At 66.4% G+C, this 19,532-nt stretch carries 15 protein-coding genes; 8 read left to right on the forward strand and 7 right to left on the reverse strand.

Annotated elements, in window-relative coordinates:
• Positions 1-37: 37 nt before the first annotated feature.
• Complete coding sequence (locus AC1DN0_RS17070; protein WP_477145860.1) at positions 38-1,444, reverse strand: amidase; 1,407 nt, start codon at positions 1,442-1,444, stop codon at positions 38-40.
• Positions 1,445-1,865: 421 nt separating this feature from the next.
• On the opposite strand from AC1DN0_RS17070, the gene AC1DN0_RS17075 reads away from it, so the two are divergent.
• Both AC1DN0_RS17075 and AC1DN0_RS17080 read left to right on the forward strand, forming a co-directional pair.
• Positions 1,866-2,837, forward strand: coding sequence for a LysR family transcriptional regulator (locus AC1DN0_RS17075; protein WP_441631909.1), 972 nt, complete (start codon positions 1,866-1,868; stop codon positions 2,835-2,837).
• A 160-nt stretch (positions 2,838-2,997) separates the two neighbouring features.
• A complete protein-coding gene (locus AC1DN0_RS17080; RefSeq protein WP_045235494.1) occupies positions 2,998-3,204 on the forward strand; it encodes a dodecin in 207 nt (68 codons plus the stop codon).
• Here AC1DN0_RS17080 and AC1DN0_RS17085 read toward each other — a convergent pair.
• The 5 genes from AC1DN0_RS17085 to AC1DN0_RS17105 form a co-directional block, all read right to left on the reverse strand.
• Positions 3,173-3,970, reverse strand: a complete 798-nt coding sequence (locus AC1DN0_RS17085) for a tetratricopeptide repeat protein (protein ID WP_441631912.1) — start codon at positions 3,968-3,970, stop codon at positions 3,173-3,175. The two genes, AC1DN0_RS17080 and AC1DN0_RS17085, sit on opposite strands and share 32 nt — an antisense overlap.
• Positions 3,971-4,062: 92 nt before the next feature.
• A complete protein-coding gene (locus AC1DN0_RS17090) occupies positions 4,063-6,279 on the reverse strand; it encodes a TonB-dependent receptor (protein WP_441631927.1) in 2,217 nt (738 codons plus the stop codon).
• A gap of 256 nt (positions 6,280-6,535) precedes the next feature.
• Positions 6,536-8,824, reverse strand: a complete 2,289-nt coding sequence (locus AC1DN0_RS17095; protein ID WP_441631914.1) for a TonB-dependent receptor — start codon at positions 8,822-8,824, stop codon at positions 6,536-6,538.
• A gap of 179 nt (positions 8,825-9,003) precedes the next feature.
• A complete protein-coding gene (locus AC1DN0_RS17100) occupies positions 9,004-9,330 on the reverse strand; it encodes a hypothetical protein (RefSeq protein WP_045235492.1) in 327 nt (108 codons plus the stop codon).
• Between the two features lie 76 nt (positions 9,331-9,406).
• Positions 9,407-10,291: a helix-turn-helix domain-containing protein gene (locus AC1DN0_RS17105; protein WP_276289405.1), complete on the reverse strand. Its 885-nt coding sequence runs from the start codon at positions 10,289-10,291 to the stop codon at positions 9,407-9,409.
• Positions 10,292-10,670: 379 nt separating this feature from the next.
• Between AC1DN0_RS17105 and AC1DN0_RS17110 the strand changes: the two genes are divergently transcribed.
• On the forward strand, positions 10,671-11,648 hold the full coding sequence (locus AC1DN0_RS17110) for a Bug family tripartite tricarboxylate transporter substrate binding protein (RefSeq protein ID WP_441631917.1): 978 nt from the start codon (positions 10,671-10,673) through the stop codon (positions 11,646-11,648).
• Between the two features lie 42 nt (positions 11,649-11,690).
• Here the strand turns inward: AC1DN0_RS17110 and AC1DN0_RS17115 are convergent, their stop codons facing one another.
• Positions 11,691-12,035: a YgiW/YdeI family stress tolerance OB fold protein gene (locus AC1DN0_RS17115; RefSeq protein ID WP_441631919.1), complete on the reverse strand. Its 345-nt coding sequence runs from the start codon at positions 12,033-12,035 to the stop codon at positions 11,691-11,693.
• A 235-nt stretch (positions 12,036-12,270) separates the two neighbouring features.
• On the opposite strand from AC1DN0_RS17115, the gene AC1DN0_RS17120 reads away from it, so the two are divergent.
• From AC1DN0_RS17120 to pcaF, 5 genes are all read left to right on the forward strand, one after another.
• On the forward strand, positions 12,271-13,416 hold the full coding sequence (locus AC1DN0_RS17120; RefSeq protein WP_441631921.1) for an exonuclease SbcCD subunit D: 1,146 nt from the start codon (positions 12,271-12,273) through the stop codon (positions 13,414-13,416).
• Entirely contained in the window at positions 13,413-16,490 is a 3,078-nt protein-coding gene (locus AC1DN0_RS17125) for an AAA family ATPase (RefSeq protein ID WP_477145861.1), read from the forward strand. The genes AC1DN0_RS17120 and AC1DN0_RS17125 overlap by 4 nt, the downstream gene beginning before the upstream one ends.
• Before the next feature lie 401 nt (positions 16,491-16,891).
• A complete protein-coding gene (locus AC1DN0_RS17130; protein ID WP_441635438.1) occupies positions 16,892-17,575 on the forward strand; it encodes a 3-oxoacid CoA-transferase subunit A in 684 nt (227 codons plus the stop codon).
• Positions 17,576-17,595: 20 nt separating this feature from the next.
• On the forward strand, positions 17,596-18,243 hold the full coding sequence (locus AC1DN0_RS17135; RefSeq protein WP_043357060.1) for a 3-oxoacid CoA-transferase subunit B: 648 nt from the start codon (positions 17,596-17,598) through the stop codon (positions 18,241-18,243).
• Between the two features lie 84 nt (positions 18,244-18,327).
• A complete protein-coding gene (gene pcaF, locus AC1DN0_RS17140) occupies positions 18,328-19,530 on the forward strand; it encodes a 3-oxoadipyl-CoA thiolase (RefSeq protein ID WP_441635435.1) in 1,203 nt (400 codons plus the stop codon).
• The last annotated feature ends 2 nt before the right edge of the window (positions 19,531-19,532 follow it).

Raw genomic sequence — 19,532 nt, forward strand, 5'->3', positions numbered from 1 at the left:
TCGATGGGATCGAATGGCCGCCGCCAGCCATGGCCCCTTACAAAGCCGGCCGGATGCGCCCGGCCGGATTGGCCTGCTCGAACAATTGCGCGAATGCCAGCAGCGCGCGTTCGCCGCGATACTTGCCGACGACCTGCAGGCCCACCGGCAAGCCGTCTTCCGTGAAGCCGCAAGGCACCGAGATGGCGGGATGCCCGGTGATGGTGATGCGGTAGCAGGAACGCATCCAGCCAATATAGCTCGGCATGGCCACGCCATCGATGCTTTGCGGGTATTCGGTTTCGACCGCGAACGGCAGGACCTGCGACACCGGCGCAATCAGGAAGTCGTAGCGTTCCAGCAGCGCCTGCATGCGCGCGAACATGCGGCTGTGCGCACGCTCGGCTTCGGCTATCGCAGCGCCGTCCTGGGTCAGTCCCAGGTCGATATTCCAGCGCACGGTGTCCTTCATCAGTTCGCCGTGCTCGGCCCGCGCGGGGCCGTAGTTGGTCGCGAACGCCAGCGCCCGCAGCACCTCGAAGGCATGGTCCGCGCCGCTGAAGTCCGGCTGGRCTTCATCCACCGTGCAGCCCAGCGCCTGGCAGTGACGAATGCCATCCTGCAGGATGCGGCTCACCGCCGGCTCGAACGGCAGCCCGCCCAGCGTCGGGCTGACGGCGATGCGCAGGCCCTTGCCATCGAGGCGGGGCGGCGCGGCGAATTCCGCCGCGCCGTTGGCCATGGCCAGCGGGTCGGCGGAATGGTCGCCTGCCAGCACGCTGAACATCAGCGCCACGTCGGCCACTGAGCGGCCCATCGGTCCACCCACCGTGAGCGTGTTGAACGCATGGCTGGCCGGCGTCATCGGCACCCTGCCGATCGAAGGCCGCAAGCCCACCACATTGCAAAAGCTGGCCGGGTTGCGCAGCGAGCCGCCCATGTCGGAGCCATCGGCCAGCACGACCATGCCCGCGGCCAGCGCGGCGGCGCTGCCGCCACTGCTGCCGCCGGCGGAGACGTCGTGCCGGTAAGGGTTGCGGGTGGCGCCGAATACAGCGTTGAAGGTGTGCGAGCCGGCGCCGAACTCCGGCAGGTTGGTCTTGCCCAGCATGATGGCGCCCGCTGCGCGTTGGCGAGCCACCACGGCGCTGTCCTGGACCGGCACGAAGTCCCGGTACACGGCGGACCCGAAGGTAGTGCGCACCCCGGCGCTGAGGAACGAATCCTTGTGCGCCACCGGCAGGCCGAACAGCGGGCCGGGCGCGGCGCCGCGCGCCAGCGCCGTGTCGGCCGCATCGGCGGCGGCCAGCGCCTGCTCGAAGGTGGTGGTGACGATGGCGTTGATGGCGGGGTTGACGCGTTCGGTGCGCGCAATGTGCGCGCTGACGGCTTCGCGCACGCCCAGTTCGCGGCTGCGGATGGCGGCGGCCATCTCCACGGCGCCGAGGTAGCAGATGTCTTCCATGAGGTCCTGGTCTCCTTCGTTGGCTTGTGGTGCTCTCTCTCGACCCGCCGCGACGCATCAAGCTGTGGTCCGGAAGGCAGAGCGAGGCAGGGGCATGGCATAACGATAATGGCAGCCGTCCCTGCGTTGGCGTGGGCCGTGTCGCAATGCCAACAGCGTTCCCGGCGCTCGCGGGCGGCTTCGCGCACACCTATGGCGTGGCGCGGCGCATTATCCGCACCGCCGAGGTGCCGTTTGCGCGAGAAGGTGCCGCAGCGGCGGCAATGGGCGGCATTTCGGCACCATCGGCGCCCGGGGCGGACAGAAAGCTGCTTTCTAAAATCGGCAAGGCAAATACCGCGCGGGCTTATCATTGCGCAAAGGCCGACGCACCCGCTGGCGGTGGCAGCGGCCTGTCTTCCCCACCAGCGAAACAGCAACCATGAAGCTCACGTCGATCCACGCCGTTCCTCTCGCCTATTTCCTGGAAGTAGCGGAGCGCGGCTCGCTCAGCGCGGCGTCGGCCTCGCTGCATGTGGCGGTATCGGCGATCAGCAGGCAGGTGGCGCGGCTCGAGGCCGAACTGGGCGCGCCGCTGTTCGAGCGCGAGCCGCGCGGCATGCGGCTGACCGAGGCCGGCCTCGTGGTGCAGCAATACGGGCGCCGCGCCTTCCTGGATGCGCAGACCTTGCAGGCTGACCTGCAGGGTCTGCTCAGCGTGGCGCACAGCACGGTCAGGCTGGCCTGCACCGACGGCTTTGCGCGCGACTACATGCCGTACGCAATGGCCTTGTTCCAGCGCCGCTATCCCGGTGTGAGCTTCTCTCTGGAAGTGTGCGCCCCTGCCGCCGCCACGCGCATGGTGCGCGAAGGCCTGGCCGATCTGGCCCTGACGTTTGCCATCGCGGCGCAGGAGGGCATCGAGGTAGTGTATTCGGAGGCTGCGCCGGTCTATGCCTATGTGGCGCGCAAGCATCCGCTCGCGGCGCTCAAGCGCGCCAGCCTGAAGGAGGTGGTGGCATACCCGCTGGCGCTGCCCAGCGAGACCAATACCATCCGCCAGCTATTCGACCTGGCCTGCGGGCTGGAAGGCCTGCGCCCGCGCATATTGCTCAGCAGCAATTCGCTGAGCGCGCTGGTGGGTTATCAGGCGTACGCGGATGCGGTGTACCTGACCGGGTCCCTGGCGGTGCGCAACAACCTGCGCGCGGAGCGCCGCGTACTGGTGCCGATCGCCAGCCGGGCCATGCAGCAGCGCGCCCTGCAGATCCAGACCATGGCGGGGCGCCACTTGCCGCCGGCGGTGCGCGCCTTTGCCGAATGGCTGGAGGAGGACATCGCCGGGCGGCGCCGTGCCGTGCCGGGCCTTCCCGCGCGCCGGCGTGCCGGCGTATCGGGGGCCGCTTCGGCATGATCCGGCACTGGCCCGGTGAGCGCTGCAACAATCCCTTGTCAGCGCGTAACCGCGCTTGGGCTTTGCGTTGCCCGCTGCCTATGATGGAGGGGTGTATCGCGCGCACCGGACTGGCCGGCGTGCACGATCGTCTGCGGCCATCGGGCCAAGGAGAGCGGACATGTCAAACCACACCTACAAGCTGGTCGAGATCGTTGGCTCATCGCCGGACGGTTGCGATGCGGCGATCCGTAGTGCCATCGACAAGGCGAGCGAAACCATCAAGAACATCGACTGGTTCGAAGTGGTAGAGACGCGCGGCCACATTGCCGATGGCAAGGTCGCGCACTTCCAGGTCACGCTGAAGATCGGCTTTCGCGTGAGCTGAGCCGCGCGGCGGCGTCCGCGTGGCTGAACAGCCGGTTAAGCACCGCGTCGGGCGCGTCACGCAGGAAGTCGAGCATCTTTTCGACAAAGGGCGCAGTGGCGGTGCGCGGCACCTCTCGCACCCAGCGGATGGCCTCGTGCTCCTGGCCGCACAGCGCCAGCGCGCGCGCATAGTTGAACTGGCCACGGAAGTCGCCGCCCTCGGCCGCGCGGCGATAGTAGTCCATCGCCATGGCCGCGTCGCGTTCGACTTCCCAGCCGTCTTCGTAGAAGCCGCCCACGATGTTGAGCGACTTCGCATGTCCCATGCCGGCGGCCCGCCGGTACCAGTCCAGCGCTTCGGTCCGGCTGGCGGCTATGCCGCGGCCGAGCACCAGCGCGGTGGCCAGGTTGTACATGCCCCAGTCGGAGCCGCGTTGCGCGGCCAGTGTGTACCACTGCGCCGCTGCGTTGTCGTCTTGCGTGGTGCCCCAGCCGTTTTCATAGCAACGGCCAGCCATGTTCGCGGCGCCGGCATGGCCCGCGTGCGCGGCGTGCTTGAACCAGGCGAAGGCGCGCGCATCGTCGCGGTCAAGCCCGTGGCCGGCGAGGAACCACTGGCCCAGGATCATCTGCGCATCGAGGTTGCCCTGCACGGCCGCACCGCCCAGCCAGGGCAGCGCGAGGCGCGGGGGCTCGCGCAGCTTGTCCGCCAGCCCGGCGGCGCCGAGCTGGTCGAGTTCGCCTGGGGAGGCGATGCGGAAGGGGAGTGTGTGCAGTGTGTCCATGCGGGGCGGATAAAGTAAAAACGGCACACCGCGCCGCGAGGGTGGTGTGCCGTGTGCCGGCGCCGCGGTGTTTGCCGGGCGCTTGCGGCCGCTTAATAGCGCACGTTCAGGCTCAGGATGCCCTGGCGTCCGGGAGCGATCGACGCATAGTGGCTGGCGTAAGCCTGGTTGTAATAGACCTTGTCGGCCAGGTTCATCACATTGAGTTGCAGCGCCACGTTCTTGTTGATGCGATACGAAGCCATCGCATCGAAGCGCCAGTAGGAGGGCACCCACTTGTTGCTGGCTTCGCTGCCCCACACCTTGGACACATAGTAGGCACCGCCGCCCACCGTGAAGTTGGGGAACAGTTGATAGGTGCTCCACAGGCTGAAGCTGTCCGCAGGCGTATTGGGGAAGGACTGGCCGTTGGTGGCGCCAAAGGCCGAACCGGCCCCGCCGTTGTTGCGCAGTTCGCTCTTCAGGTGGGTATAGCCGCCGAACACAGCCCATTTGTCGGTGACGTTGCCGGAAAAGCCCAGTTCCACGCCATCAACGCGCTTGTCGCCGGCCATGGCAGCAGTGCCATCCTGCATCGTGATGCGGGCGTTGGTGGTTTCCACCCGGAAGATCGCCGCGGTCAGCGCCAGGCGCTTGCGCAGCACGTCCCACTTGGTGCCGATTTCGAAGGCGCGGTTCTTTTCGGGGGCAAGGTTGGAACCGGGATTGCGGCCATTGCGATCCGGTGCCAGCGCGTTGCCGTCGCTGCCCTGGGCCAGGAAGGAGCCGGCCGGCGTCGACGAGGTGCCGTAGGAGATATAGAAGCTGGCGTTCTCCACCGGCTTGTAGACCACGCCCAACTGGTAGTTGAAGAGGTTGTCGTCGCGTGCATACTCGGCGCGGGTGCCGTTGGCGGCGCGAGCTGCCTGGAACTCGGTGCTGTAGTGGTCGAAGCGCACGCCGGCATTGACCAGCCACTGCTTGTTCAGCTCGATCGAGTCGAAGGCGTAGACCGAGCTGGTGTTGGTCTTCGAGTTGGTCGGGTTGTTCACGCGGCTGATCGCGCCGGCCCAGGGATCGCTCGGGTTCGGGCTATACAGCGTGGTGCAGTTGTAGCCGCCGGCCGCGCCCGGGCCCTTCGGGCAGCGGTTGTTGCCCGTGTCCACGTTGTAAGTGTCGTTCTGGCTTTTTTCCTGCGCGAACTCCACGCCGAAGGCGTACTTGTGCTTGATCGAACCGGTGGCGAACTCGCCGGACAGGTCCGTCTGGTTGGCGATGGTATTGGCGGTGGAGATGCGCGTATTGGCGCGGCGCCAGATCATGTCGTAGTACAGGTTGCCCTGGCTGTCGTCAGGCTGGGTCCAGATGTAGTCCTGCGTCGTGCGTGCGATACGGGTCTGGTTGCGGAATTTGAGCGCCGGGCTGAAATCGTGCTCGAAGCGGATCGTGCCCATATCCGCGTTGTCCTTGCGGAAATCGCGGTCCGCCAGGCCGTAGTAGGTGTTGCGCGGCACGTTTACCGGCGAGCCGTCGCCGGCCACGCGCGTGCGCGGGCGGCCGTCGGTGCGGGCGTTGAAGGTGGGGTTGTTATAGGGGATGCCGGTGTCTGGCGTGTCATCAGACTGCATGTGGTAGTAGGACAGCGTCAGGCGCGTGTCGGTACCCAGGCCAAACGCCACGGACGGTGCAATGCCCAAGCGATTCTGGTGGGTGGTATCGCGCCCGGCGACACCGGCATCGTAAGCCATGGCATTCAAACGGAAGGCCGCATGTTCGGCGAACTTCCAGTTGCCGTCGACGGTGGCGCGCTTGTACTCCGCATTGCCGACGCCGATGTTGCCTTCGGCGAAGCTGGTCAGCTTGGGCGCCTTGCTGACGATATTGATGCTGCCGCCGGCCGAGCCGCGGCCGTCATAGGCGCCAGCCGGGCCCTTGGTGACCTCGACAGACTCGACATTGAACAATTCACGGCTCTGCGAACCGATGTCGCGGAAGCCATCGAGGAAGGTGCTGGCCTGCGCGTCATAGCCACGGATAAAAGGCCGGTCGCCAACCGGGTTGCCGCCTTCGCCGGCGCCAAAGGAAATGCCGGGTACCGTGCGCAGCACGTCGCTCAGGCTGGTCGAAGCGGTGCTCTGGATCACTTCCTGCGGAATGACCGTGATCGACTTGGGCGTGTCGAGCAGGGCGCCGGGCGTCTTGATTGACGAAGCGGTATCCGCCTTGAAGCCGCTTTCCGATGCGCCGTTGACGGTTACCGCCGGCAATTCGACCGCTGCCAGTTTGGTATCAGCGGATTGGGCAGCCACCGGAGCGGCTGCCACGGCCATGCCTACCGCACCGGAGAGGCGCGGGATGACGTTGTGTTTTTTGTTCTTCCTGATAACGACAGCGGTTTGCACAAAAATCCCCGATTGCTTGAATAATGTTGCGAATGAGATGGATTATCATTTGTGTTTATATGTCAGTCAAGACATACATATGAAGCGTCTGTAGCGAAAACGTTACATTTTGGCTTGGCGACACGGTGCTGCCTGCCATGGCCTACCCGCGCGGGTGGCCATGGCTCTTCGTGTTAACCGGCGTTCAATAGCGCAGGTTCACGTTGAGAATCGCAGTGCGCCCGGGGGCAATCGAGGCGTAGTGCGCCGGATAGGCCTGGTTGTAGTACACCTTGTCGGCCAGGTTCATCACGTTGAGCTGCATCGACACGTTCTTGTTCAACTGGTAGGCGGCCATGGCGTCGAAGCGCCAGTAGGCCGGCACCCAATTGTTGCGGGCCTGGCTGCCCCACACCTTGGATACGTAGTAAGCGCCGCCGCCCAGGGTGAGGTTGGGGAATAGCTGGTAGGTACTCCACAGGCTGAAGCTGTCCGATGGCGTGTTGGGGAAGGCGTGGCCATCGCTCGCGCCGAAGTCGGCGCCGGATCCGCCGTTGTTGCGCAGTTCGCTCTTCAGGTGGGTGTAGCCGCCGAAGACCGCCCACTGGTCGGTGACGTTGCCGGAAAAGCCAAGTTCGACGCCGTCCACACGCTTGTTACCGGCCATGGCCGCGAGGCCGTCTTCCAGGGTGATGCGCGCGTTGGTGGTTTCCACCCGGAAGATGGCGGCGGTTAGTGCCAGGCGCTTGTGCAGTACATCCCACTTGGTGCCGAGTTCAAAACTGCGATTTTTCTCGGGTGACAGCGCGCTGCCTGCCTTGGTCGGCGCCAGCCCGCTCGGCTCGCTGCCTTGCCCGACCACGGCACCTGCGGGGGTGGACGAGGTACCGTAGGACGCGTAGATGCTGGCGTTTTCCACCGGTTTATAGACCACGCCGAACTGGTAGTTGAAGAGATTGTCGTCTCGCGCATACGTACTGCGCTGGCCGGCGCCGCTGCTGGCTCGGGAGGTCTGAACCTCGCCGCGGTAGCGGTCCAGGCGTAGTCCGGCATTCACCAGCCATTGCTTGTTGAGCTCGATCGAGTCGAAGGCGTAGACCGATGCGGTGGTGGCCTTGTGGTTGGTCGGGTTGTAGGTGCGGGTGATCCGGCCGTTCCACGGGTCGTTCGGGTTCGGGCTGTACAAGGTGGTGCAGTTGTAGCCACTGGCCGCGCCCGGACCACTTGGGCATCGTTTGTTGCCTGTGGCTACGTCGTAGCTATCGTTTTCGCTTTTGTCCTGGGAGAACTCCACGCCGAAGGCGTACTTGTGCTTGAGGGTGCCAGTGAGGATCTCGCCAGACAGGTCGGTCTGGTTGGCCAGCGTATTGGATATGCCGTGGCGCTGGTTGGTCCGGCGCCAGACCATGTCGTAATAGATATTGCCATCGAAGCTGCCGTCGGGCCGCGTCCAGAGATAGTCCTGCATGGTGCGGGCGATGCGCGTCTGGTTGCGGAACTTGAGCGCGGGGCTGAAATCGTGTTCGAAGCGGATCGTGCCGACGTCCGCACTGTCCTTGCGGAAGTCGCGGTCGACCAGGCCGTAGTAAGTGTTGCGCGGCACCTTGAGCGGCGAACCGTCGCCGGCCAGCCGCGTGCGCGGGCGGCCATCGGTGCGCGGGACAAAGTTCGGATTGTTGTAGGGCATGCCGGTGTCGGGCAGCCCGTCCGATTCCATGTGGTAGTAGGACAGCGTCAGCCGCGTATCGGTGCCAAGGCCGAAAGCCACCGAAGGGGCAAAGCCCCAGCGCTCCTGGTGCGTGGCGTCGCGGCCGGGCACGCCGGCATCGTGATACATGGCGTTCATGCGCACGGCCGTGCGTTCGCCGAACTGCCAGTTGGCGTCGGCGGTGGCGCGCTTGTAACTGGCGTTGCCAACGCCGAAGTTGCCTTCGGCGAAGTTGCCGAGCCTGGGCGCCTTGCTGACGATGTTGATGCTGCCGCCGGCCGAGCCGCGTCCGTCGTAAGCACCGGCGGGGCCCTTGGTGACTTCCACCGATTCGATATTGAACATTTCGCGCGACTGCGCACCGATGTCGCGGAAGCCATCCAGGAAGGTGCTGGCCTGCGCATCGTAGCCGCGGATGAACGGCCGGTCGCCGACCGGGTTGCCGCCCTCGCCGGCGCCGAAGGCGATACCGGGAACGGAGCGCAATACCTCGCTGAGGCTGGTCGACGCCGTACTCTGGATCAGTTCGTGCGGGATGACGGTGATGGACTTGGGGATGTCGAGCAGAGGTCCGGGCGTCTTGATCGACGAGGTGCCGTCAGCCTTGAACTCGCTGTGCTGCGAGCCGCTGACGGTGACAGGCGGCAACTCCACCGCTGCCACTTTCAGGTCCCCGCCTGCCTGGGCGGCCACCGGCGCGGCCGCGATGGCGGCGCCAACCGCGCCCGTGAGGCGCGGGATCGCGTGCTTCTTTCTTCTGGTCCTGATAACTAGGGCGCTTTGCATGATTCTCCGTCGGCTGCGGTGGATTGAATAAGAATAAGTGTCATTCGTATTCAATCCGAGAAGCGTCGGAAAAATCTGCAATGCGTTGGGAAATTTCCCAAATGCGTGTTCTGATCGAACCGGCAGCGGCAGGCCGCGCTCAAACGCGGTCCGCCGCCAGGGTACCGTCCGCTGGCGCCTCAGAAGGTCCTCTTGCCGCCCTGGTAAGCGCTCACGATGCGGTTCATTTCCGCCACCAGCGCGGCGGGCTCACCGTGCAGGGTGCGCGCGATGCCTTGCATATAGCCGAGCAGTTCCTGCCTGGCGGCTTCGGCGAAGTCCATGGTCACCGCCTGGTCCTCGTACAGCAGCACGTAGGAGCGGGCGAAGCCGTAGAGCAGGAAGTAGGCAGCAGCGTGCGCCGGATCCGTGTCGATCAGTTCGCGCGTGGCGTTCTTCACCGTCACGAAGGCGTCGGTGCCAGGGAGCGAGTCCTGGAATTGCTGGAGGGTGGTTTCAAGCGTCATGGCGCAATGTGGGCTAGTGAAAACTGGGTCGGATACAAGGTGAGGGGACGCGCCGGCGATGGATCCGCGTGTCCGCTCATACGCTGTTCAGCATGCGCCGCAGCAGCGCGGCACCATCGCGTCCCTTATAGGCGCGCTGCCACAGGTCATTGACCATGGCGGTGTAGAGCCGTACCGCCTCGGGCGCGGCCGTCACCGTGGCGATGCCGGTGGAGACATTGGGAAACTCTCCGAAACGGAACGGGCTGGTTGCCACGTAGGCCTTGCCCGGCCGCTCGAAGACCTGGAAGGTGACATTGGGCATGCTGCCGTCGACAATGCCGATCTGCAGGCCGATCGGCTGCGCGTCGAGCAGCTCGATCACGCGTTCGATCTCGCGCCGGGCAGCCAGCGAGCGTTCCATGCGCACCGCCGGCGGCAGGTCCAGGCGCCCCACCAGCCCGAAATGCACGAAGCGCTCGAGCGAGCGCAGGTCGATCAGGCTGGTAATGGGCGGCACGCTGCGCGCGAACGATTGCTTGCGTTCCTCCAGCAGGGCCAGCAAGGCATCGATGGTCGCCGCCGGCGCCGGCTGCGGGCTCTCGGCCAGCATCTGCCGCAGATGGCCGGCGTAGTGGGGCGATGTCAGCAGGTAGGAAACCGGTTCGAAATGGGCAAGGATGCGGGTCGCGCCATGTTCGAGCTGGCGCATGCGCTCGATATAGGCCACCGCCGAGTGGTAGTACTCGGACTCGACCCCAAGCATCGACGCCAGCGAAGTGCCAAGCAGCTGCGCCAGCCGGCCGAGCGTCTCGATCTTGACAATGTCGCCCTTTTCCATGCGGTAGATCGCTGCGCGCGACACGCCGAGCTGCTCCGCAATGGCCTCCGCCCGCATCTCCGCCCCCAGCCGATAGGCGCGCAGCCGATTGCCGATCTCGACGAAATCAACGGGTGGGCCTGCGGCAAGGAGAGCGTCCATCTTGTGAGAATCTCAAAAATAAGACAGGGCCTATCCTAGCACGGCCCGCCGTCGCATGGGGAGAGATGTATCGAGCCAGGAAGCAACGCTGTCAGGCTTTCCCTTGCTGCAGGCCTGGCTGGTCAGGGCAACGCGGCGACGACGCCGATGCGCCCGCGAGTGCTCGGGCGTTGTGAATCAATGTGCATTTCTGGTGGGTAAGAGGGGACAATCTCCATTCGTCTGTCTCGTAAATGAGACTTGGCTAGATTTTTGGATGGCATGTATATTGCGGACCGCACGCCGGGATGGTAATCCGCCGATCCTTCGCATCACGCAAGACACACAAACTACACAAGACACAGAGATAGGAGCGCCCCTGGCGCAGAAAAGGAATCCGATGAAGAAGGCCCTTGCCACGGCGCTGTGCGCCGCCGTTACGCTCACTCTTGCCGTTGCCGCCGCGCCCGCCGGTGCCGCTGGCTATCCGGAACGCCCGGTCACCATCGTCGTGCCCTACGCCGCCGGCGGCAGCAACGACATGGTGGCGCGCGTGCTGAGCCAGCGTCTTGGCCAGGATCTCGGGGTTTCGGTGGTCGTGGACAACGCGCCGGGCGCCAGTGGCACCATCGGTGCCATCAAGACCATCAACGCCCCGGCCGACGGCTATACCTTGCTGCTGGGCTCCAACAGTGAAATCTCGATCGCCAGGCTGACCAACCCGAAGATCAAGTACGACGGCCAGCGCGATCTGGTGCCGCTGCGCATGGTCGGCTCGCAGCCCATGGTGCTGGTGTCCGGCGCGCAATCGGGCATTCGTGGCGTGGATGGCTTCCTGGCGCTGGCCAAGAGCAGGAAGGCGGTGAACTATGGCACCTCGGGCATCGGCACGCCGCTGCATCTGTCGGGCGAACTGATCCGCGGCGCCAGCAAGGTGGATATGACCCACGTCCCCTACAAAGGTGGCGCGCCGGCGATCGCCGACCTGATGGCCAACCAGATCGAGTTGGGCGTGCTGGTGCTGTCGACGGCGCTGCCGCAGATCAAGTCAGGCAAGCTGCAGGCGATCGGCGTGACTTCGGCCACGCGTTCGCATGCCGCACCCAATATCCCCGCGCTGGCGGAGAACAAAGCGCTGGCTGGTGTCGATATGCGTTTGTGGTTCGGGTTGTTCGCGCCGGCCAATACGCCCAAGGCGGTGACCGACAAGCTGGCCGACGCGCTCGCCCGCGCGATCAATGCGCCGGAGGTCAGGAACAATCTGTCCGAGGCTGGCGTGGACGTCGATGCAAAGGACGCGGTCGCCTTCCGTGGGTTTATCGCCAAGGAAACCGAGGCTTACCGCAAGATCGTCAGCGAAGCGAATATCCAGGAGTAAGCATGCCGATGCCCGGGCTCTCCGGGCATTGTGCCTGCATCCTTACAGGATGCGGATCTGCTTGACCTTGAACTTAGAGTCGCCGAAGAGTTCCTTGTCGTATTCGCCCAGCAGTTCCACCTGGGTGGACGCATCCACCGGCTGGCCGGCCGGCCACAGCTTCTTGTCGATCTTGATCCGGATCTGCCCGGTGCCGTCGTCGAACTGGTAGAGCTCGTGGCCGACGTTGTTGACGATTTTCCCGCGCAGCACGGCGTGCTGGTCGTCCTTGCCTTGCTCCGCCAGGGCCTTGACGGTAGTCGCCGGTACCGTGGAAGGGCCTACGTACTGTGCCTGTGCCATGACGGCCGTAGCCGTCAGAACTGCCGCGATCAGGATGCGTTTCATGGTTTCTCTCTCAAGAATGATTGGAACGTACCGGCTGGGGGGCGGCCACCTGGCCGGGCCATTGTGCCGGAGCCGGTGCTTTTGCACCAGCACRCAGGCGATTGTGGGTGGCAGGGGCTGAACCGAAGCTGAACGGCGAACGGGCAACGTTATGATGGCGCCTGTCGCGCGGTCCGCTCCGGACCATGCCCGGCTCACTCGCGCTCACTGCGGCCATCCACCAAAGGGATTCACATTGCGTTTTCTTCACACTGCCGACTGGCACCTCGGGCGCGTGTTTCACGCGCGCAGCCTGCTCGAAGACCAGGCCTGGGTGCTCGATCAATTTGTCGCGCTGGTGCGCGACGCGCGGCCCGATGCGGTGCTGATCGCCGGCGACGTTTATGACCGCGCGGTGCCGCCTCCCGAAGCGGTCGCATTGCTCGACGACGTGCTGGCGCGCATTGTGGTGGACGCGGGTGTGCCGGTGGTGATGATCTCGGGCAACCACGACAGCGCGCAGCGGCTCGGTTTCGGCGCGCGCCTGCTGACGGCGCAGGGTTTGCATGTGGCTGGCCGCACCGAGCGCGAGGCGACCTGCGTGACCTTGTCCGACCCGGACGGCGAAGTGAAGATCTATGCCTTGCCTTATGCCGAGCCCGCTGCGGTGCGCGATGCCTTCGGCGTGGACCTGCCCGGCCACGAGGCGGCGCTCGCGGCGCGCCTGGAAGCGATCCGCGCGAGCCATCCGGCGCACGCGCGTTCGGTGGTGGTGGGGCATGCCTTCGTGATCGGCGGCGAGGCCAGCGAATCGGAGCGGCCGCTTTCGGTGGGCGGCAGCGGCGCCGTTGCCGCTGGTGTGTTCGACGGCTTCGACCTGGTCGCGCTCGGCCATCTGCACCGGCCGCAGACCTTTGGCCAGCGCATTCACTACGCCGGCTCGCTGCTGAAATACTCGCTGTCCGAAGTTACGCACGCCAAGTCCGTCTCGCTGATCGAGCTGGCGGGCGATGGCACGGTGACGATCGAACCGATTGCGCTCTCGCCCCGGCGCGACTTGCGCATCATCGAAGGGCAACTGGCCGACCTGCTGGCGCATGGCGCGGAGGACCCGCACCGCGACGACTATATCCACGCGGTGCTGACCGATACCGGCGCGTTGCTCGATCCGATGGCCCGCCTGCGCCAGGCCTATCCCAATGCCCTGGCCATCGAGCGCGCCGTGCTGGCGCGATCCGGCGAAGCCAGCGCCCCGGGCCAGCGCCTGCGCCAGCTCGATACCGCCGAGCTGTTCGCCAACTTCTTCAAGGAGGTCGCGGACGAAGAACTGGACGACGACAAACGCCGCGTGCTGGCCCAGTTGCTGGAAGGCATGGCCGCCGCCGAGAGGGAGTCCGCATGAGACCGCTACGCCTGAAGCTGCAGGCCTTCGGCCCGTTTGCCGCCAGCGAGGAGATCGATTTCAGCCAGCTTGGGGAGCGTGCCTTCTTCCTGATCCACGGCCCCACCGGCGCCGGCAAGACCACGCTGCTCGACGCCATCTGCTTCGCGCTCTACGGCGATACGTCCGGTGGCGAGCGCAGCGCGCAGGACATGCGCAGCGCCAACGCCGATCCGGGTTTGCGCACGGAAGTGACGTTCGAATTCAGCCTGGCAGGCCAGCGCTACCTGGCTACGCGTTCGCCCGCGCAGGAGCGGCCGAAGCTGCGCGGAGAGGGCACTGTCAAGGAAACGCCCAAGGCCCAGCTCGACACCATGGGCGAGGGTGGCTGGACCAGCATGGCCAGCCAGCCCAACAAGGTCGATGACCATGTGCGCAACCTGCTGGGTTTCGACAGCAGCCAGTTCCGCCAGGTGATCGTGCTGCCGCAGGGACGTTTTCGCGAACTGCTGACTGCCGATTCCAAGAGCCGTCAGGCGATCCTGGAGCGCTTGTTCCGCACCGAGTTGTACCGGCGCGTGGAAGAACTGCTCAAGGGCCAGGCCGCCGGCATCCGCCAGCAGGCCGAGCGGCTGCGGATCGAACAAACGGCCTTGCTGCAGCAGTATCAGCTGGAATCCGTGGACGCCTTGCGCGAGCAGGCAGCGGCGTTGCAAGTCCGGCTGGATGAACTCAGGCAGCGCGACGGCGCGGCGCGCACCGTGCTTGAACTTGCCACGCTGGCGAGCAAGCAAGGCGAGCAGACAGAAGCCCGCCTGCGCGAACAGCGCGAGACCGAGGCTGCCCATGCCGCGCTGATGGCGCAGCGGCCCGAGGTGGAAGCCGAGCGCCAGCGGTTGCTGGCCGCGCGCCGGGCCGCGCAGGTCCAGCCTTTCGAGCAGCATCTCGGACAGGCTGCGCAGGAACACCTGCAGGCGCAGCAAGCGCTTGCCGCGGCGAATGCGCGCGCCAGCGAAAGCGCCGTGGCGTCGGCGGCGGCAGCGGCGGCGCTCGAAGCCGAAATGGCGCGCGCCAGCGATCGGCAGGCGGCGCAAAAGCGTGTGACGGAACTGGAGGCCATGCTGCCGCAGGCGCAACGGCTTGGCGTGCTGCGGCAGGACTTGCAAAGCGCCGCCCGTGGGCAGACACAATCGGCGGCGGCCCATGCTGGTGCCGTGCAGGCGCAGCAGCAAGCGGCTGCCGCGCTGAAACAGGCGGAGGCTGAACTGGCCCAGGCCCAGGAGGGCGCTCGCGGACTAGAGACGATCCAGCTGCGGCTGGCGGGCCTGGCGCAGCAGGCGGCCACGCTGGACAAATACGCGGCCACGCTGGCGCACTGGGAACAGGCGCGCCGCCAGGCCGAAGCCGGCCGGCTTGCTGCCGGGCAAGCCGCCACACTTCAGGCGGCAAGCGCGCTCCGCTTGCGCGAGACGGAGCAGGCCTGGCGGGCAGGACAAGCCGCGCGGCTGGCTGCGGGCCTGCACGACGGCGAGTCGTGCCCGGTATGCGGCAGCGCCGAACATCCTCAGATGGCCCGGCCTATCGAGGCCCCGGTCTCCGACGAAGTGCTCGATCACGCCCGCGAGGCCGCGCGGCTTGCCGACCAGGCCGCGCACAGCGCGGCCAGCCAGGCGCAAACCGCGCAGCAAGCGCTGACGCACCGTCAGGAGCAACTGGACGAACTGCGCGAAGCCGTGACCGCCGCGGACATGCCGGCAGGCGCGGCGCAGGATCCGGCCGCTGCCAAGGCGCAACTGGCCGAGGCTATCCAGGCGTTACGCGCGCAGCAGCTGGCCGCCGGGGCGGCGGCTGGACGGTGCGCGCCGCYGGCAGCGGAACTGGAGCGGCTGCGCGGCGCGTTTGCCGCCGCCGATGCGTCCATTCGCGTAGCCGACGCGGCTGCGCAGGACGCCGGCCAGCGTCACGCCAAGCTGCAGGGCGAGTGGCAGGCGGCCAGCGCCCAGGTGCCGTCCGAATGGCGTGAGCCAGAGCGGCTCACCCTCGCGCTGGGGCAGGCACGGCAGGATCTGGCCGCGCGTGAAGCCGCGCTGGCCGCCGCGCAGTTGGCGGACAAGCAGGCCGGCGCCGGCCTGGCCGCGGCCCAGGCCGCGCAAGCCGGCGCGCAAGCCACCCTGGCCAGCCATGCGCTGCGCGAGCAGCAGGCTGGCGCAGCGTTCGCAGACGCGCTTGAGCAGGCGGGCTTTGTCACGCGCGAGGCCTATGCCGAGGCGCGGATGCCTGCCGCGCAGGTGGCGCAACTCGACGCCCGCGTCCATCGCTTCGACCTCGACCTGGCTGCCGCCGCGGACCGGCGCGAGCGCGCCGCGGTCGCCGCGCGCGACCTGGCCGCGCCCGACCTGCCGGCACTCAGGCAGGCCCAGGCGGATGCCACCAGCGCGCTCGAAGCGCTGGTCCGGGAGCAGGCCGACCTCAACCGCAGCCGCGAAAACCTGCTGCAATGCCAGCAGCGCCTGGACGCGCTGGCTGCCGCGGGCGCGGACATCGAACGCAGCTACGCGGTGCTCGGGCGGCTGGCCGAAGTGGCCAACGGCAACAATCCGCGCCGCATCACCTTCCAGCGTTTCGTGCTGGCGACCTTGCTCGACGAGGTGCTGGAAGCCGCCTCGCTGCGCCTGATGCGCATGAGCCGCAACCGTTACGAACTGCAGCGCGTGCGCGAACTGGGCGACAAGCGCGCCGCCGGCGGGCTCGATCTGGAGGTGTTCGACCATGACACCGGCATGACGCGCCCGGCGAATACCTTGTCCGGCGGCGAGGGTTTCCTGGCATCGCTCTCGCTGGCGCTGGGACTGGCCGATGTGGTGCAGTCGCGCGCGGGCGGGATCCAGCTCGATACGCTGTTTGTCGACGAGGGCTTCGGCACGCTCGATCCCGAGAGCCTGGATTTCGCCATCCGCACGCTGATCGACCTGCAGCAGGCGGGGCGGCTGGTGGGCATCATTTCCCACGTGGCCGAGCTGCGCGAGCGTATCGACGTGCGCCTGGAAATCCGTCCCGGGGCGGGCGGCAGCCGGGCCGAGCTGCAATTGCCATGAGGGGCGGGAGGTGACTGCCTCGCGGCAGCCCGAAGCGCGTAAGCTATGGTTTGCTCAGGCATACGCGGGCAGGTGCGCAAGGTAGCTTTCAACTGGCCTACGATCGTGTCCGACAAACGCACAAGCGATTTGCCGCCGCCTTGACCACCGTCGGATAGGGAGTGTAACCTGTTCATTCTGCGAATTGAAGTTCGCAGTTAGAACAAACCAGAATAATAAGAAAAACCAAAGTCTGTTGGATTCGTGTCCGGCGGTGCACTTTTGCAAGGAATTGCAAGGCGCGCAAGCCGGATGGCTCTTCCGGCAGGACTGTCCGGAGACAGCGTTTGCGTGCCGCCTGATTTCCCTCCTTGGCGGCCGGTTCCGGATAGTTCGTCCGGACTCTCGGAACTGGAACGCAAGTGATCAACAAGCTATTCGACTCCGTGGAATCGGCCATGGCCGACATCCACGACGGCGCCACTATCCTGATTGGCGGTTTTGGCATGGCAGGCATGCCGGCGGAGCTCATCGACGCGCTCATCGCCCAGGGCGCGCGTGACCTGACCATCGTCAATAACAACGCCGGCAATGGCGACACTGGCCTGGCGGCGCTGCTGAAGACCAAGCGCGTTCGCAAGATCATCTGCTCCTTCCCGCGCCAGTCCGATTCCTACGTCTTCGATGCCCTGTACCACGCCGGCGAGATCGAGCTGGAACTGGTGCCCCAGGGCAACCTGGCCGAGCGCATCCGCGCCGCTGGCGCCGGCATCGGCGGCTTCTTCACCCGCACCGCGTACGGCACGCCGCTGGCCGAAGGCAAGGAAACCCGCATCATCGATGGTCAGGGCTATGTCTACGAGACACCGATCCACGCCGACTTCGCGCTGATCAAGGCGCTGCGCGCCGACCGCTGGGGCAACCTGACCTACCGCAAGACCGCGCGCAACTTCGGCCCCATCATGGCGATGGCCGCCAAATGCCCCATCGTGCAGGTCAGCGAGATCGTCGAACTCGGCGAGCTGGACCCGGAACACATCGTGACGCCGGGGTTGTTCGTCAAGCGCGTCGTCAAGATCGACGGCGCCAGCCAGGCTGCCGCCTGAGCGCCAAGGAGATCCAGAATATGCAACGCCTGACCCGCGATCAGATGGCCGCCCGCGTGGCCAAAGACATTCCCGACGGTGCCGTGGTCAATCTCGGCATCGGCCTGCCCACCCTGGTTGGCAATCACCTGCCGGCCGACCGTGAAATCCTGCTGCACAGCGAGAACGGCCTGCTCGGCATGGGCAAGGCACCGCCCGCCGGCGAGGAAGACGGCGACCTGATCAACGCCGGCAAGCAGCCTGTCACGATCAAGCCGGGCGGCTCGTATTTCCACCACGCCGATTCGTTCGCCATGATGCGCGGCGGCCACCTCGACTTCTGCGTGCTCGGCGCCTTCCAGGTGTCGGTGAAGGGCGACCTGGCCAACTGGCATACCGGCGCGCCCGGCGCGATCCCGGCCGTGGGCGGCGCCATGGACCTGGCCATCGGTGCCAAGGAAGTGTTCGTGATGATGGAGCACCAGACCAAGCAGGGCGAGAGCAAGATCGTGGCGGAATGYACGTATCCGCTGACTGGCATGACCTGCGTCACGCGCATCTATACCGACCTGGCTACCATCGATGTCACGCCCGACGGGCTGGTGGCGCGCGACCTGGTCGAAGGCTTGTCCTTCGACGAACTGCAACGCCTGACCGGCGTGCCGCTCAAGCAGGGCGCTTCTGCCTGAGTGCCGGCCTGACCGGCGGGGCCACCCCCGGCGAGCAGCCTTCCAAGCTTCACGCTTTCACGTACAAGCAAGAGAGAGACAACCATGACCGAAGCCTTTATCTGCGACGCCATCCGCACCCCCATCGGCCGCTACGGCGGCAGCCTGTCCGGCGTTCGCCCGGACGACCTGGGCGCGGTGCCGCTCAAGGCCCTGATGGCACGCAACCCGAACCTGGACTGGTCCGCCATTGACGACGTGATCTACGGCAACGCCAACCAGGCCGGCGAAGACAACCGCAACGTGGCGCGCATGTCGCTGCTGTTGGCAGGCCTGCCGCAAAGCGTGCCGGGCGCCACCATCAACCGCCTGTGCGGCTCGGGCATGGACGCTACCGGCACCGCCGCGCGCGCGATCAAGGCCGGCGAAGCCGGCCTGATGCTGGCCGGCGGCGTGGAAAGCATGAGCCGTGCGCCGTTCGTGATGGGCAAGGCCACCAGCGCCTTCTCGCGCGATGCGCAGATTTTCGACACCACCATCGGCTGGCGCTTCATCAACCCGGCCATGCGCGCGGCCTACGGCGTGGACTCGATGCCCGAGACCGCCGAGAACGTCGCCACCGATTACAAGATCAGCCGCGAAGACCAGGACCTGATGGCGCTGCGCAGCCAGGAAAAGGCATCGCGCGCCCAGGCCGACGGCACGCTGGCGCAGGAAATCACCGCGGTGACGATCGCCCAGAAGAAGGGCGATCCGCTGGTGGTGGAGCGCGACGAACACCCGCGCGCCACCAGCATGGAAGCGCTGGGCAAGCTGCGCGGCGTGGTTCGCGCCGACGGCACGGTCACGGCTGGCAATGCCTCGGGCGTGAACGACGGCGCCTGCGCCATCCTGCTCGCCAGCGAAGCCGCGGCCCGCCAGCACGGCCTGACGCCCAAGGCCCGCATCGTCGGCATGGCCACCGCCGGCGTGGCGCCGCGCGTGATGGGCATCGGCCCGGCGCCGGCTTCGCAAAAGCTGCTCAAGCAACTCGGCATGACCATCGACCAGATGGACGTGATCGAGCTGAACGAAGCGTTTGCCGCGCAAGGCCTGGCCGTGCTGCGCGAACTCGGCGTGGCCGACGACGACGCTCGCGTCAACCCGAATGGCGGTGCCATTGCGCTGGGCCACCCGCTCGGCATGAGCGGCGCCCGCCTGGTTACCACCGCCATGTACCAGTTGCACCGTACAGGCGGCCGCTACGCGCTTTGCACGATGTGCATCGGCGTGGGCCAGGGCATCGCCATGGTGATCGAGCGCGTCTGATC

It is taken from the genome of Cupriavidus sp. 05N39, assembly GCF_056397325.1.